Raw genomic sequence first — 14,604 nt, 5'->3', positions numbered from 1 at the left:
GGCCATGACGGAATCCGGCGCTGCCCCTGTCCCGGCGCAGGGGAGCGGTGCCCGCAACGGCGGGGACCTCGTCGTCGAAACCCTGGAAGCGCTGGGAGCCAAGACTGTGTTCGGCATTCCGGGCCAGCACGCCTTGGGACTCTTCGACGCCATGGGCCGCGGGAACCTTCGCTTTGTCTCCTCCCGGGTGGAGAACAACAGCGCCTTCGCCGCGGACGGGTACTCCCGCGCCACAGGCGAGGTGGGCGTGCTGTTCCTGTCCACCGGCCCCGGCGCGCTGACCTCGCTGGCCGGACTCCAGGAAGCCTACGCCACCGGCGTTCCGATGGTGGTGGTGGCCAGCCAGATCCCGTTGGAGGGGCTGGGTGCACGCCGCAAAGGGATGCTGCACCAGCTCGATGACCAGAAGGCCTCCGCGGCCAACGTCACCAAAAGCCAGCGGCTGATCCAGCACGCCTCAGGCATCCCCTCGGCCATTCAGGACGCCTGGACCGAGGCCATCTCCTCCCCGCAGGGCCCGGTATGGCTGGAGATCCCGCAGAACGTGCTGCTGGACCCCATTATGGTCCCGCCGGTGGAGGATGCCCTGGCAGAGGCGGCTGACAACCCGCCGCGCATCGAGCTGGTCCGCGAGGCCGTGAAGTGGCTGGAATCAGCACAGCGCCCGGCCATCATCGCCGGCGGCGGCACGCGCCGCGGCCGGGCCGAGAAGTCGCTGCTCTCCATTGCGGAGAAGCTGCGGGCTCCAGTCATCTGCACCCCGGGCGGCAACGGCGCATTCCCCTGGAACCACGAGCTGTCCCTGCAGTCCTGGATCGAGGACCGGTACATGACCGACCTCCTCGAGGACGCCGACGTCCTGGTGGTCATCGGGTCATCCCTGGGCGAGGTCACCTCCAACTACTTCACCTTTGAGCCGCGCGGCAGGATCATCCAGATCGACGCCGAACCCCGCGTCCTGGAGTCCAACCGGCCAGGCTTGGGCATCCGCGCCGACGCCGGCCAGGCGCTCGCGGCGCTGGACGAGGCTCTTGACGCGGCCCTCGAGCCGGGCAGGACAACCACGCCGGACTGGCACGGCAGCACCCCGGAAGAGCTGGTCAAAGAGTCACTTGCCAAGGTCCGCGCCCGGCTGGAATCGCAGGACCTGGCCAAGGAGCTGAAGTTCATGGCGGATATCCGCGAGGCCGTGCCGGCGGACATGCAGACCTTTTGGGATATGACCATCGCCGCGTACTGGGGCTGGTCCTGCTGGGACGCCCGTGAAGGCCAGTTCCACTCCGCCCAGGGCGCCGGCGGCCTGGGCTACGCGTTTCCCGGGGCCATCGGTGCTGCCGTGGGGCTGGAGACGCTGGGCAAGCCGGCTGGTTCTGCCCGCGTCCTCGCTGTCTCCGGCGATGGCTCGTCCATGTACTCCATTGCCGAACTGGCCACCGCGAAGCAGCACAACGTGCCGGTCACCTGGCTGATTGTGGACGACGGCGGCTACGGCATCCTGCGCGAATACATGGTGGGTGCGTTCGGCAAGGCCACCGCCACCGAACTGGCCCGGCCCGACTTCGTGAAGCTCGCCGAATCCTTTGGTGTGCCTGCAACGCGGGTTGCCCCGGAAGATGTGGGGGACGCGCTCAGGGCCGGATTCGCTGCGGACGGCCCCAACGTCGTCGTGGTCGAAACCCTCCTGAAGATGTTCGGCCCCACCCATCTGGCGCCCTGACTCCAACGCCGCCTGCAAGCTCCCCCGCTTACCGGATCACCTCCGGCTGAAGTGGGGGAGCTTGGCGTTTAAGCCGGCAACGCCACTAACTTCGTTTCCCTAAGCAACCTTTTCCTGATACAGTTGCTTGCAGCAACTAATTCTTTAGGGAGCATCATGTCTGTCGCACCGGCCACCGCAGCCGACCTCGTCAGCCACATCTATGACCTCCAGCGTGCACTGCGCTGCGTGACCATGATCAACGTCAAAGGCCAGGACACCGGGATCGCCCTCCAGGGCGTACTCAGGTTCATCGGCGAAGGGGAGACCCGCGCAGCGCACCTGGCCGAGCGCCTGGGGGTCAGCGCGCCGGTGCTCAGCCGGCACGTGGCCGAGCTGGCTGACGCAGGCCTGGTGCTTCGCATGCCGGATCCGGACGATGGCCGGGCCCAGCTGCTGGCACTTTCCCCGCGGGGCAAGGAGAAGCTGGCGGAGCTGGTGCGGCACCGGGCGGAAACGCTCCAGGCGTACCTGTCGGACTGGAACGAGGACGATGCCGTTGCAACAGCCGCGATGCTGAACAAGCTCACTGCATCCCTGAAGAATTCCATCCGGGCAAGGGCGGCCGGAACCACCACCGAACAGAAAACGCAGGAGTCCATTAATGGCTAACGTCACCGCCGCCGCCGCGGACCAGGAGCAGGAGCGCCAGCGCGAACGCACCGCCAGACAGGAATCGCGGCAATCCAAGCGCCACGAACCGGGCGCGCCCATGAACCACCGGCAGATCATGGAGGCCCTGACCGGCCTCCTCGCTGCCTTCTTCACCGCCATCCTCAGCAGCACCATCGTTGCCAACGCGCTGCCCACCATCATGTCCGAGCTCAAGGGCACGCAAACGGACTTCGCGTGGGTCATCACGGCGGCACTGCTGGCCAACGCGGCCACCACCCCCATCTGGGGCAAGCTGGCAGACCTTTTCGACAAGAAGGTCCTGGTCCAGCTCAGCATCGTGATCTTCGTGGCCGGCTCGGTCATGGCAGGCTTCTCCGAAAACATCCCGTTCCTGCTCACCGCCCGCGTGATCCAGGGCATCGCCATGGGCGGCCTCACCGCCCTGGCCCAGGCGATCATCGGCTCCATCATCCCGCCGCGCGAACGCGGCAAATACTCCGGCTACATGGGCGCCGTCATGGCCGTCGGCACCGCCGGCGGCCCGCTGCTGGGCGGTTTCATCGTGGACAGCTCACTCGGCTGGCGCTGGACCTTCTTCGTCTGCGTGCCGCTCGCCGTCGTCGCCCTGATCCTGCTCCAGGTCACGCTGAAGATCCCCCACGTCCGCCGTCCTGCCAAGATCGACTGGTTCGGCGCCATCCTGTTGACCTCCGGCGTCAGCCTGCTCCTGATCTGGGTTTCCTTCGCCGGGAAGGCCGACTACTACGACTGGTGGTCCTGGCAGTCGGCCGTCATGGTGGGCGGCGGCGTCCTGCTGCTCGCACTGCTGGTCCTGGTTGAGTCCAAGGTGTCCGCACCGATCATCCCGCTGAAGATCATCTCCGAGCGCACCACGGCGCTGGCCATCGTGGCTTCCGTGGCCGTCGGCGTTGCCATGTTCGGTTCCTCCACCTTCCTGGGCCAGTACTACCAGGTGGCCCGCGGTGCAACGCCCACCGAGGCCGGCCTGCTCACCCTGCCCATGATCGCCGGCAACCTCGTCGGCTCGGTGGTCTCCGGCCAGCTCATCAGCCGCTACGGCAAGTGGAAGCGCTTCCTGATCGGCGGCACCATCCTGCTGATCGGCGGCCTGGCCCTCGCCGGCACCATGGACCACACCACCGAACTCTGGCTGACCGGCCTTTACACCGGCATCTTCGGCATCGGCCTGGGCATGCTCATGCAGAACCTGGTCCTCGCGGTCCAGAACACCGTCCAGGCCAAGGACATCGGCTCCGCCAGCGCCTCCGTGGCCTTCTTCCGTTCCGTGGGCGGTGCCATCGGCGTGTCCGTCCTGGGCGCCGTCATGGCCAACCACGTCAAGGACCTGGCCACCGACGGGCTCGCCAAGCTGGGCATCCAGCCCGGCGGCAACAGCGGTGCCACCCTGGACCTCAAGGACCTGCCTGCACCGATCGCGGAGGTCATGCGCGCCGCCTACGGTGATGCCACGGCCGGCATCTTCATGATTTCCGCCGTGGTGAGCGCCGTTGCCCTCATCGCCGTGATTTTCATCAACGAAGTGCCGCTGCGCAAGACGGTGGACATCACCCCCGAGGCCACGCTGCAGGCCAACGCGGCCGGTGAAGCGGGCATGACGGCCATGACCGGCCAGCTGCCCATGGTCTCCGCTGCCGCGCCGGACAGAGGCGCCCCCGCCGGGGAGATCACCCCCCGGAGCGCCGTGCGGACTGCCGCGGCTCCCGCAAAAATGTACGACGCCGGTGCTGCCGCGGCGGCAGCAGCGTCCGGCAGGGTTGCCACGGAAGACTTCGAGGAAGTCTTTGCACGCAGCTTCCGCTCGGAAGAGCTGGACCTGCGGTCCGCGGACAACGTGGACAAAGCCGCCAACGCGATTGCCAGCGCCGCTGACACCCTGCAGAAGCTGCAGGACACCCAGCATCTTCTGGCCCGCCAGCAGGCCGAACTGGGAACCATGGTGCTGGACATCCAGGAACAGCTGCGCTCCCAGCAGGAGGTGGCTGCCAGGCAGGCCGCCACGGCGGCAGAGCTCAGCCGGCTGCAGCGCAAGCTGCTGAAGGAACGCAAGATCCAGGCAGCAGCCGCGCTGTACCTGGCCGGTCACGGCCGGCACAGTGCCGCAGCCCCGACTGCCACTCCGTCCGCCGATGATTCTTCGGAGCCGAACCAGGGACTGTAGCCGGCCTGCAAGCCAGCAGTAAGCCGTCCCTGCCGGGGCCGGCCAAGCCCCCGACGGATAGCAACAAAGCCGCAGCCCGCACCCGGAAAACCCTCCGGGTGGGGGCTGCGGCTTTCCTGCATCATGCCGGCCCGGGGCGGTGTGCCGGGCCCCCGCCGTCACCAGCGGGTGGGCGCGGGAAAAGATGCTCCGCCGGAGCCCAAATGTCGGTGGGCGTTATTAGAGTTGAGTCCATGCTCCTCACCCTCATACGGCGCTACTCCAAACCGTATTTGCCGTATATCGCCGCCGTGGTCATTTTCCAGCTTGCCGCCACCATCGCCGCGCTCTACCTGCCCAGCCTGAACGCCCAGATCATCGACCAGGGCGTGGCGCGCGGAGACACCGATTTCATCTGGCGAACCGGTGCGCTGATGCTCCTTGTGGCTTTCGCCCAGGTGGCTGCGGCCATCGCCGGCGTCTATTTCGGCTCCAGGACAGCCATGGCCGTTGGCCGGGACCTGCGCCGCGCCGTGTTCGGCAAGGTCACCAGCTTCTCCGCCAAGGACGTCAATGCGTTCGGCGCGCCCACGCTGATCACCCGGGGCACCAATGATGTCCAGCAGGTGCAGATGCTCCTCCTGATGGGACTGAACTTCATGGTGGCCACGCCCATCATGTGCATTGGCGGCATCATCATGGCGCTGCGCGAGGACCTGAACCTGTCCTGGCTGGTCTGGGTGTCCGTCCCGCTGCTGGCCGTGGTGGTGGGATACCTGGTGGTCCGGCTCATGCCGCTGTTCCGCTCCATGCAACGGAAAATCGACCGGATCAACGCCGTGCTGCGCGAACAGATCATCGGCATCCGGGTGGTCCGGGCCTTCGTGCGGGAACCTTATGAGACGGACCGCTTTGGCGGCGCCAACAAGGAACTCACGGACGTCTCGCTCCGCATCGGTGCCCTGTTCGTCCTCATGTTCCCGGCCATCAGCATGATCCTGCACCTGTCCACCGCCGCCGTGCTCTGGTTTGGCGGCCAGCGCGTGGACGCCGGTGCCATGCAAGTGGGGTCTTTGACCGCGTTCCTGCAGTACCTGCTGCAGATCCTGATGGCCGTCATGATGGGAACCTTCATGGCCATGATGATCCCGCGCGCCTCCGTCTGCGCCGACCGCATCGGCGAGGTGCTCGACGTCGAGCCCTCCATCCACGACCCCCTAAACCCCGAGGCCCCGGCCGCCCTTGCCGGGGTGGTGGAGTACCGCAACGTGACCTTCGCCTACCCCGGAGCCGAGTCGCCCGTACTGAGCAACATCAGCTTCACCGCCCGGCCCGGCCAGACCATCGCCATCATCGGCTCCACAGGCGCCGGCAAGACCTCCCTCCTGTCCCTCCTGCCGCGGCTGTATGACCCCGCGGAAGGCCAGGTGCTGCTGGACGGGGTCCCCGTGGACAGGCTGGACCGTGCAGAGATCACTCGGCGCGTGGCCCTGGTACCGCAGCGCCCCTACCTGTTCTCCGGCACCATCGGGCACAATCTCCGGTTCGGCAAGACCGAGGCCACAGACCAGGAACTGTGGGACGCCCTCCTGGTCGCACAGGGCGAGTCGTTCGTCCGCGAGAAGAAGCACGGCCTGGACTCCCGGATCTCCCAGGGCGGCACCAACGTCTCCGGCGGACAGCGCCAGCGCCTCTGCATCGCACGCGCCCTGGTGACCAAGCCGCGGGTCTACCTGTTCGACGACTCCTTCTCCGCCCTTGACGTCGCCACTGACGCCCGGCTCCGCGCAGCCCTCAAGCGCACCACGTCGGACGCCACCGTGATCATCGTGGCCCAACGGATCTCCACCATCACCGAGGCCGACCAGATCCTGGTGCTGGACAACGGGCGGATCGTGGACCGCGGCACGCACGAGGAACTCCTGGAAACCTCGCCCACCTACCAGGAAATTGTTGAATCCCAGCTGAGCGTGGAGGAAGTGGCATGAGTCCCCGCAGGAAGGATGCCGATTCCGTGGAACAGGCCACACAGCCCGCCCCGCCGCAGGACGACGACTACTTCGAAGAGGAATTCACGCCCTCCGAGGCGGACGGGGACATGTTCGGTGGCATGCCCGCCAAGAAGGCCCAGCACTTCTGGCCTTCCGCGAAACGCCTCATGGGCCTCCTGAAGCCCGAGGCCATGGGCATCTACGCGGTGGTGGGCCTGGTGGTCATCTCCGTGGTCCTGAACGTCATAGCTCCCAAGATCCTGGGCCAGGCCATGGACGTCATCTTCGCCGGGGTAGTCGGCAGGCAGCTGCCGGCCGGCGCCAGCAAGGAGCAGTTCGTGGCAGGCCTGCGCCAGCAGGGCCAGGACAACTTCGCGGACATGGTTTCCAGGATGGAACTGGTACCGGGCACCGGCATCAACTTCAGCAGGCTCAGCATGCTCATCGCCATCGTCCTGCTCATGTACTTCGTGGCCAACATCTTCATGTGGCTGCAGGGGTACGTGCTGAACCGCATCGTCATGAAAGTGATCCGGCGGCTCCGCGACGATACCGAAAGCAAGCTGAACCGCCTGCCGCTGAACTACTTCGACACCCGGCAGCGCGGCGACGTGCTGTCCCGCGTGACCAACGACGTCGACAACATCCAACAGGCGCTCCAGCAGGCGTTCGCGCAGCTGGTGAACTCCGTGCTGACCGTGGTGGGCATTGTGATCATGATGTTCATCGTCTCCTGGCAACTGGCGCTGATCGCCCTGGTGGCGCTCCCGCTGTCCGGGGTGGCGGCCGGGGTGATCGGGGCCCGGAGCCAGAAGCTGTTCGCAGCCCAGTGGAAAAACACCGGGTCGCTGAATGGCCAGATCGAGGAATCCTTTTCCGGCCACGACCTGGTCCGCGTCTTCGGCCGGGACGCTGACATGCTGGCCCGGTTCGAGGAACGCAACGAGGCCCTGTACAAGGCAAGCTTCGGGGCGCAGTTCGTCTCCGGGATCATCTTCCCCGTCATGCAGTTCGTGTCCTACCTCAGCTACGTGGGCATCGCCGTGGTGGGCGGACTCCGGGTGGCCTCCGGCGCCATGTCCCTGGGCGATGCCACCGCGTTTATCCAGTACTCCCGCGAGTTCACCCAGCCGTTGGGCCAGATGGCCGGAATGGCCAACATGCTCCAGACCGGCGTAGCGTCCTCGGAACGCGTTTTCGAATTCCTGGACGCCGACGAACAGGATGCCGAAACCGCCACCGAACACCTGCCGGCCAAAACCGACGGGCACGTGGACTTCAGGGGCGTCACCTTCAGCTACACCCCGGACAAGCCGCTCATCGAGAACCTGTCCTTCACGGCGGAGCCTGGCAACACCGTGGCCATCGTCGGGCCCACGGGAGCCGGCAAGACCACCCTGGTGAACCTGGTGATGCGCTTTTACGAGCTCAACTCGGGCTCCATCATGCTGGATGGTGTGGACGTCACCCACCTCAGCCGCTCCGAACTGCGCTCCAAGGTGGGCATGGTGCTGCAGGACGCCTGGCTGTTCGGCGGATCCATCTACGACAACATCCGCTACGGCAACCTCGACGCCACAGAGGAACAGGTCATGGCGGCCGCCAAGGCCACCTTTGTGGACCGGTTCGTCCGGGCGCTCCCCGAGGGCTACAACACCGTGATCGACGAAGAGGGCAACAACGTCAGTGCCGGCGAGAAACAGCTGATCACCATTGCCCGCGCATTTGTGGCCAACCCGTCGCTGCTGATCCTGGACGAAGCCACCAGTTCCGTGGACACCCGCACCGAGCTCCTGGTGCAGAAGGCCATGGCGGCGCTGCGCTCAGACCGGACCAGCTTCGTCATCGCGCACCGTCTCTCCACCATCCGTGATGCGGATACGATCCTGGTTATGGAGAACGGACGAATCGTGGAACAGGGCAACCATCAGGTGCTGCTCGCTGCCGGCGGGGCCTACCACCGCCTCTACATGTCGCAGTTTGCCGGGGCGGACGCCGGGGACTTCCCGGTTGACGATTCGACGGCGGTGCGCAGCTGAGCGCGCACGGCGGCCAGCGGATCGAGGTGCTGGTGCCGATGCGCTGGGGCGACATGGACGCCTATGGCCACATCAACAACGTCCAGATCGTGCGGATGCTGGAGGAAGCCCGCATCGCAGCCTTCGGACCGCCCCGGGGCGCGGGCCTTCCGGGCATTGAGCCCCCGGTGTCGCTGTTCAACGACGTCCCGGCCGGGACTCTTGCCCTGGTGGTGGACCACAAGATCCGTTACGTCCGGACACTGGAGTACCGCAACGTTCCTGCGGTGGTCCAGGTATGGATCGGTGCCGTCAAGGGCGCCAGCTTCGACATCCACTACCTGCTCCAGGACCCCGTTACCCGGGAGGACTGCGTGAAGGCGAGCAGCCATCTGGCGTTCGTGGATGAAGCCACGGGCCGGGTACAAAGGCTCAGCCAGGAACAGAAAGACCGGATGGCCCCCTACAGGCACTAAGACTCTGGACAGCCGGCACCGGACCTACTGGACTGGAACCACGTTGTACACCGAAAGGAAGCGCTCATGGCCGGCAACAAGAACCGCACCGCCCGGAAAAAGAAGACCTGGAAGGAAATGTCACCGGGTGCCAAGATGGGCACCATTGTGACGGGCCTGGTTCAGGTGTCCCTGCTGGTTGCCGCCCAGCGCGACATCTCCCGGCGGCCGGCAGAACTCATCAACGGGCCCAAGGCCGCGTGGCGGGCGGCGTCCTTCGTCAATTTCATCGGCCCCATGGGTTACTTCATCTTCGGCCGGAAGCACTCCGCCACGGGCAAGTAGTCCCCGCTGGCAGGAGGGCGGCCGGCACCCGTGGAGCGGCCGCCCAGCTTGACCCTGTAAATTTGAGGGCATGACCCCCACTGCCACTGTTGCCATGACCCGCGCCCTCGGCATCTCCAGGGAGATCGAGGACGCGGCATGGTTCGTGTTGGGTCCCGGCCTCCAAGGCAAGGCCTCGCCCCTGGACGGCCGCACCAGGACATGGTCCGTTCCGGCGGCCGCGGAGCTGCTCGACCGGCTGGACCGCGGCATCGCTGACCCCAAAGCCCCGATGATGACGAACCTCCGCGAAAACCTGGAGGGTGCCACCCGCGGAGCAAAACAGCTGGCCGTGGAGCTGCTCTTCCTCCAGTCCCTTCCGCTGGCCCACGAAGTGAAGTCCCTCAAGGTCAAGCGCGCCCGCGTGGCCGAAGCCGCCGGCTGGCTGGAACCGCCGCTGGAACTGCCAGAGGAGCTGTACGCCGGGATGACCGACCACGGCGTAATCCGGGACCGGACCGCCGAATTCAACTGGACCATCTGGGACCACCTGAAGTGGCTGTGCCGGTTCGTGCGGAACGTTGCCCAGCGGCCGGCTGCCGTGGTGCAGGCGGCCATCAAGGACCCCCTCCAGTTCCACCGCCTCGCCGCATCCACCCCCGACGACCAGCCCGCCATCCGCCGGAGCATCGAATTCCTGGCGTGGCCCAGCTACTTCGAGCCAGTCGTGGCGGACGTGGAGCGGCAGGAGATCCGCGACGCCTTCGCCTCCCTGGTGGGCGGCGCGAAGGGCGACGGGGAAGAGGACATCACCGCGGACATCCACCGCATCCGGCTGTACCTGGACGAGCAGGCCGGCCAGCGGATCGACTGGTACTCCCGCCAGCTGGTCAGCCAGTGGCGCAAGGTGGGTGACCCCGGCCGGCGCGCCTGGCTGCTCCGGACCCACAGCGACCATGCCGAGCTGCTCACCGCCTGGCACGGCGAGGAGAAGGTGACCCTCGACGTCGAGCATCTCCGCACGCTGGACCCCGGCGTCACCGCCGGCCTGGTGCAGCACGCCGTGGACGAGGACTACAAGCACCTCGGCTACGTGGAACGCGAAGACACCAAAACCGCGGTCTTTGCCTTCCTGACCGTCATGAAGCCCGGGGACCTGGTGCTGTACCAGCACGCCGGAACCGTACGGCTGGGCGGCGTGCTGGGGGAGCCCCAGTACAACGACGACAACCGGCGCCTGCGCCGCAAGGTGCGCTGGTTCGACGACGGCCATACCGCCACCAGCCTTCCCCGGCACGTCCAGCGACAGCTCGCCACCCCCGGCATCGTGGTGGACGTGACCCGCGTGGTCCAGGCGCTGCAGGCGCTGCTTCCGGCGGAGGCGGAAACCGAGCCCGACGGCGATACTGACGGCGCCGCCGTCGTCCCCCCTGTCCAGGAGGGCTTCCGCCCTCTGACGCAGGAATTCGCAGCCTCGCTGCACATGGAACTGGAGCCCCTCCAGGAGATCGCCGACCTGCTGGAGGAAAACCGCCAGCTGGTCCTCTACGGCCCTCCCGGCACGGGCAAGACCTACCTGGCCAAGCACCTCGCCGCGGAACTGGCGGACGACACCACGGACGAACGCGTCAAGCTGGTCCAGTTCCACCCGTCCTACGCCTACGAGGACTTCTTCGAGGGCTACCGGCCGGACAAGACGGATGAAGGCCAGGTGTCCTTCAAGCTGGTGGCCGGTCCGCTGCGCCGCCTCGCCGAGGAAGCCGCCAAGCCCGGCAACGAGAAAAAGCCGTACTTCCTGATCATCGATGAGATGAACCGCGCCAACCTGGCCAAGGTGTTCGGCGAGCTGTACTTCCTGCTGGAGTACCGCGATGACCGGATCTACCTGCAGTACAGCCCCAACGAGCCGTTCACGCTGCCGGACAACCTCTACATCATCGGCACCATGAACACCGCTGACCGGTCGATCGCGATGATGGACGCGGCTATCCGCCGGCGCTTCTCCTTCATCGAGCTGCACCCGCAGACGGAGCCGGTCAAGGGCTCCCTGCTCCGGTTCCTGGAGGCCCGCCAACTGGATACCACCCCGGCACTGCTGCTGGACGCGCTCAACGGGGCGATTGACGAGTGGGACCGGGACCTGATGATCGGCCCGTCCTACTTCATGAAGCCGGCAGCCCAAACCCCTGCAGGTCTGCGCCGGATCTGGAAGTACGAGCTCATGCCGCTGCTGGAGGAGCATTACCACGGCCAGCTGACGCGGGCGCAGCTGGAGGAGCGGTTCGGGCTGGACCAGCTGCTGGGACGCGTTGCAGCGCGCTGACCCCAGGGCGTCCGTGCGGCACCTGGTCCTGGACGAGCTGTCCACCGGGCTGGTTGAGCGGCTGGATGCGCCAAGCGCTTCCTTCCTGAATTCCAGTGGCCTGGCCAAGGCCTCGCCCATGGGCATGGGGCTGTACCGGATCGAGCCGGTAGGCAAGGTGGGCTCGGTGCGCACCCCCACGCTCCAGCTGGACGTCCGGCCCAAGGACCGGCTGGGGCTCAGCCGGCTCCTGTTTTTGCTCAGCTACGCGGGGGAGCAGGGGTTCCGCCCGGAGCTGGTGGCGGCGGACGAGGACCGGGAGCTGTGGAGTGCGCTGGCGGAGTCCCTGGCGCAGCTGGCCGAGCGTGCCCTGGGCCGCGGGGTCCTGCAGGGCTACCTCACCGTGGATGAATCCCTGCGCACGGTCAAGGGCCGGATCCGGATCTCGGACCAGATATCCCGCCGCCCCGGCATGCTGGTCCCGCTGGAGGTCTCCTACGACGAGTTCACCGAGGACATCGCCGAGAACCGGATCCTGCGCGCCGCCCTGGAACGGATGGGGCAGGTGCCCGGCGTCCGGCCCGAGGTGCTGGGGCGGCTGCGCCAGCTGAAGGGAAAGCTCGACGCCGTTACCCGCCTTCCAGCAGGCGCCCCGGTGCCGCCGTGGACGCCCACCAGGATGAACCTGCGCTACCACGCAGTGCTGCGCCTCGCGGAGCTGGTCCTGCGCAACGCGTCCGCCGAGGCGGGGGAGGGCAGGCAACAGACAGCGTCGTTCGTGGTGGACATGGCCCAGGTTTTCGAAGACTTCGTGGGAACGGCACTGCGCAGTGCGATGGCGTCATATCCGGGGGAGCTGCGGCTGCGTTACAACGCCCTCCTCAGCGAGGCGGTGCGCGATTCCGACCGGCTGTCCGTGCGCCCTGATGCCGTCCACATGCTCGGCGGACGCCCGGTGGTTGCCTACAACGCCAAGTACCGGGCGGCCTCGGATGCCGGCGCGTCGCTGACTGCCGACCACTACCAAATGCTGGCCCACTGCACCGCGCTCGCCGTGCCCACCGCCTGGCTGGTCTACGCGGGCAAAGGCGAGATGAAGCTCCGCCGCATCCTGAACACCGACATCGACATCGTGGAGTTCCCGCTGGATCTCAGCCAGCCGCCGTCGGCCATCCTGGAATCCATACGGGACCTTGCCTCCCAATCCTGGGGCGAGGTGCTCAGGACCGCTGCACCGGAACCCGGAACGTAAACGTCGTTCCCTCGCCCAGCATGCTCTCGACGTCGATGGTCCCGCCGTGGGCTTCCACGATCGCCTTGCTGATGGGCAGGCCCAGGCCGACGCCCGGGATGGCGGTGCGCCGGACGTTGCTGGTTCGGAAGAACTTGGCGAACACCTCGGAGGTGTCCTCCGGGCTCATGCCCATCCCCGTGTCCTTGACCCGGCAGGCCAAATGGCCGTTTTCCCGCGCCAGCGACACCACCACCTCGCCGCCGTCAGGGGAGTATTTGATGGCGTTGGACACCAGGTTGTCCAGGACCTGGGAGATCCTGGCGCTGTCCACGCGGGCCTCCAGTCGTTCCGGGGTTTCAGCCCGCAGTTCCACGCCGGCTGCGGCTGCGCGGGGCAACGCCGAGGACACGCTGCTGCGAACCAGTTCGGCAACATCCACGGCGTCGGGCGAGACGATCAGCTGGCCGTTCCGGCTGGCCAGCAGGTCCGACACCAGGGTCAGGAGGCGCTCGGAATTGCGGCGGATGATCTCCAGCATCTCCCGCTCAGGCTCGTCCGGATCATCGGCCAGCAGGATCTCAACGTAGCCCAGGATGGACGTCAGCGGGGTCCGGAATTCGTGCGAGACGCTGGAGACGAAGTCGTCCTTGGCGGTGAGCGCGTTCACCAGGTCCGTGACGTCGCTGAAGACAATCACCGAGCCGGTGAAGTTGCCGTCGGAGTCCTTCATGGCCCGGGCCGTGGTCACGAGTGCCCGCTGGTCCTTCCCGTCACCCAGCCAGACCAGGTAATCGGTGAAGGTTTCGCCCAGGACGGCGCGGCGCACGGGACGCTCCTGGACGGGGATCAGGGTTTTCCGGTCCGGGCCGTAGACCAGCAGCTGCGATTCGTTGGGGTCCGCAATGTTCTTTGGCCGGGCCAGTTCATGGTTGGCCCGCTGCTTCCGGTTCATCAGGATGTCATGGCCGTCGGCATCAATAGCCAGCACGCCCAGATGCACGGTATCCAGCACAGTGTTCAGCAGCGATTCCTGGCGCTTGCTGGTCCGCAGGTTGGCCCGCAGCTGCTCGTCCTTTTCTTCCAGCTGCTTCTGCTGGCGCATCATGCTCAAGGTCAGGACGCTCACGGACACGCCGATGCCCAGCATCATGACGGGCAGCAGCAGTGAGCGCGCGAAGTCCTGCGGCGTGAAGTTGCCCTTCAGGAGCAGCGGCACCCAGATGATGGCCAGCGGTCCAAGGAAGGAGAACCACAACGCGGCCCTCGGATAGTAGCCGGACGCGCAAAGCCAAATGACGGGAAACACGGCCAGCAGGCTGATTCCCGTCAGGCTTTCCTGGCCACCTTCGCGGCCTGCGCCGATGGAGATGAAGTCCAGCAGCGGGATGGCGAGGAAGCTGGTGTAGGGCAGCCGGTCCCAGGGGATCACATAGCAGAGCGCCATGATGGCCAGCTGCGAAACAAGGAACGTAACAAAGAGGGGATTGCCCATGGTGTCCGGGAAGAACGCCCACACCAGGAAAGCCGTGAGGAGCGTGGTCACGAACAACGGCATCTGGCTCAGGGCCACCCGGTCCGTCAGCCGGTACTCATGGAAGGGCCGCTTGAAAAACCGCAGCCGGCCCGAGGACCAGGCAGTGGGGTCGCTCATGGCGCGGGGGACGCGGATGTGGGGGTGTGCGGGACCATACCAGCAGGATATCCGCAGCCAGCTATACTTCAGACGTTGG

10 protein-coding genes are annotated in these 14,604 nt (G+C 66.6%); 9 read left to right on the top strand and 1 reads right to left on the bottom strand.

From position 1 onward, the window contains the following. The first annotated feature begins 4 nt into the window (after positions 1-4). The 9 genes from PUN51_RS16500 to PUN51_RS16460 all read left to right on the top strand — a co-directional run bounded on the left by PUN51_RS16500 (position 5) and on the right by PUN51_RS16460 (position 12,892). Entirely contained in the window at positions 5-1,717 is a 1,713-nt protein-coding gene (locus PUN51_RS16500) for a thiamine pyrophosphate-binding protein (protein ID WP_275181826.1), read from the top strand. Between the two features lie 156 nt (positions 1,718-1,873). Beyond that, positions 1,874-2,368 carry a MarR family winged helix-turn-helix transcriptional regulator gene (locus tag PUN51_RS16495; RefSeq protein WP_275181825.1) on the top strand — a complete coding sequence of 165 codons (495 nt, stop codon included), beginning with the start codon at positions 1,874-1,876 and terminating at the stop codon, positions 2,366-2,368. Continuing rightward, positions 2,361-4,571: an MDR family MFS transporter gene (locus PUN51_RS16490; RefSeq protein WP_275181824.1), complete on the top strand. Its 2,211-nt coding sequence runs from the start codon at positions 2,361-2,363 to the stop codon at positions 4,569-4,571. The genes PUN51_RS16495 and PUN51_RS16490 overlap by 8 nt, the downstream gene beginning before the upstream one ends. Positions 4,572-4,804: 233 nt before the next feature. Further along, the gene (locus tag PUN51_RS16485) at positions 4,805-6,538 is read left to right on the top strand and encodes an ABC transporter ATP-binding protein (protein ID WP_159632801.1); all 1,734 of its coding nucleotides are present in this window, start codon (positions 4,805-4,807) and stop codon (positions 6,536-6,538) included. Continuing rightward, positions 6,535-8,580, top strand: a complete 2,046-nt coding sequence (locus PUN51_RS16480; RefSeq protein WP_275181823.1) for an ABC transporter ATP-binding protein — start codon at positions 6,535-6,537, stop codon at positions 8,578-8,580. Before PUN51_RS16485 ends, PUN51_RS16480 begins: the two co-directional genes overlap by 4 nt. Before the next feature lie 38 nt (positions 8,581-8,618). Beyond that, complete coding sequence (locus PUN51_RS16475) at positions 8,619-9,035, top strand: acyl-CoA thioesterase (protein WP_224025132.1); 417 nt, start codon at positions 8,619-8,621, stop codon at positions 9,033-9,035. Between the two features lie 66 nt (positions 9,036-9,101). Continuing rightward, the gene (locus PUN51_RS16470) at positions 9,102-9,359 is read left to right on the top strand and encodes a PLD nuclease N-terminal domain-containing protein (protein ID WP_159632798.1); all 258 of its coding nucleotides are present in this window, start codon (positions 9,102-9,104) and stop codon (positions 9,357-9,359) included. A gap of 70 nt (positions 9,360-9,429) precedes the next feature. Continuing rightward, the gene (locus tag PUN51_RS16465) at positions 9,430-11,661 is read left to right on the top strand and encodes an McrB family protein (RefSeq protein WP_275181822.1); all 2,232 of its coding nucleotides are present in this window, start codon (positions 9,430-9,432) and stop codon (positions 11,659-11,661) included. After that, positions 11,648-12,892: a 5-methylcytosine restriction system specificity protein McrC gene (locus tag PUN51_RS16460; RefSeq protein ID WP_275181821.1), complete on the top strand. Its 1,245-nt coding sequence runs from the start codon at positions 11,648-11,650 to the stop codon at positions 12,890-12,892. The genes PUN51_RS16465 and PUN51_RS16460 overlap by 14 nt, the downstream gene beginning before the upstream one ends. Here the strand turns inward: PUN51_RS16460 and PUN51_RS16455 are convergent. After that, positions 12,861-14,525, bottom strand: a complete 1,665-nt coding sequence (locus PUN51_RS16455; RefSeq protein WP_275181820.1) for a sensor histidine kinase — start codon at positions 14,523-14,525, stop codon at positions 12,861-12,863. The two genes, PUN51_RS16460 and PUN51_RS16455, sit on opposite strands and share 32 nt — an antisense overlap. Positions 14,526-14,604: the final 79 nt, after the last annotated feature.

The organism is Arthrobacter sp. NQ4 (genome assembly GCF_029077345.1).
In the GTDB taxonomy this organism is placed as follows: domain Bacteria; phylum Actinomycetota; class Actinomycetes; order Actinomycetales; family Micrococcaceae; genus Arthrobacter.
The sequence above is the reverse complement of the archived record's forward strand: the minus strand, read 5'-3'. Positions and strand labels throughout refer to the sequence as shown.

Bases quoted from the DNA above. Each gene is read 5' to 3' on its own strand.
- PUN51_RS16500 (WP_275181826.1), top strand. From the start codon at position 5: ATGACGGAATCCGGCGCTGCCCCTGTCCCGGCGCAGGGGAGCGGTGCC.
- PUN51_RS16495 (WP_275181825.1), top strand. From the start codon at position 1,874: ATGTCTGTCGCACCGGCCACCGCAGCCGACCTCGTCAGCCACATCTAT.
- PUN51_RS16490 (WP_275181824.1), top strand. From the start codon at position 2,361: ATGGCTAACGTCACCGCCGCCGCCGCGGACCAGGAGCAGGAGCGCCAG.
- PUN51_RS16485 (WP_159632801.1), top strand. From the start codon at position 4,805: ATGCTCCTCACCCTCATACGGCGCTACTCCAAACCGTATTTGCCGTAT.
- PUN51_RS16480 (WP_275181823.1), top strand. From the start codon at position 6,535: ATGAGTCCCCGCAGGAAGGATGCCGATTCCGTGGAACAGGCCACACAG.
- PUN51_RS16475 (WP_224025132.1), top strand. From the start codon at position 8,619: ATGCGCTGGGGCGACATGGACGCCTATGGCCACATCAACAACGTCCAG.
- PUN51_RS16470 (WP_159632798.1), top strand. From the start codon at position 9,102: ATGGCCGGCAACAAGAACCGCACCGCCCGGAAAAAGAAGACCTGGAAG.
- PUN51_RS16465 (WP_275181822.1), top strand. From the start codon at position 9,430: ATGACCCCCACTGCCACTGTTGCCATGACCCGCGCCCTCGGCATCTCC.
- PUN51_RS16455 (WP_275181820.1), bottom strand. From the start codon at position 14,525: ATGAGCGACCCCACTGCCTGGTCCTCGGGCCGGCTGCGGTTTTTCAAG.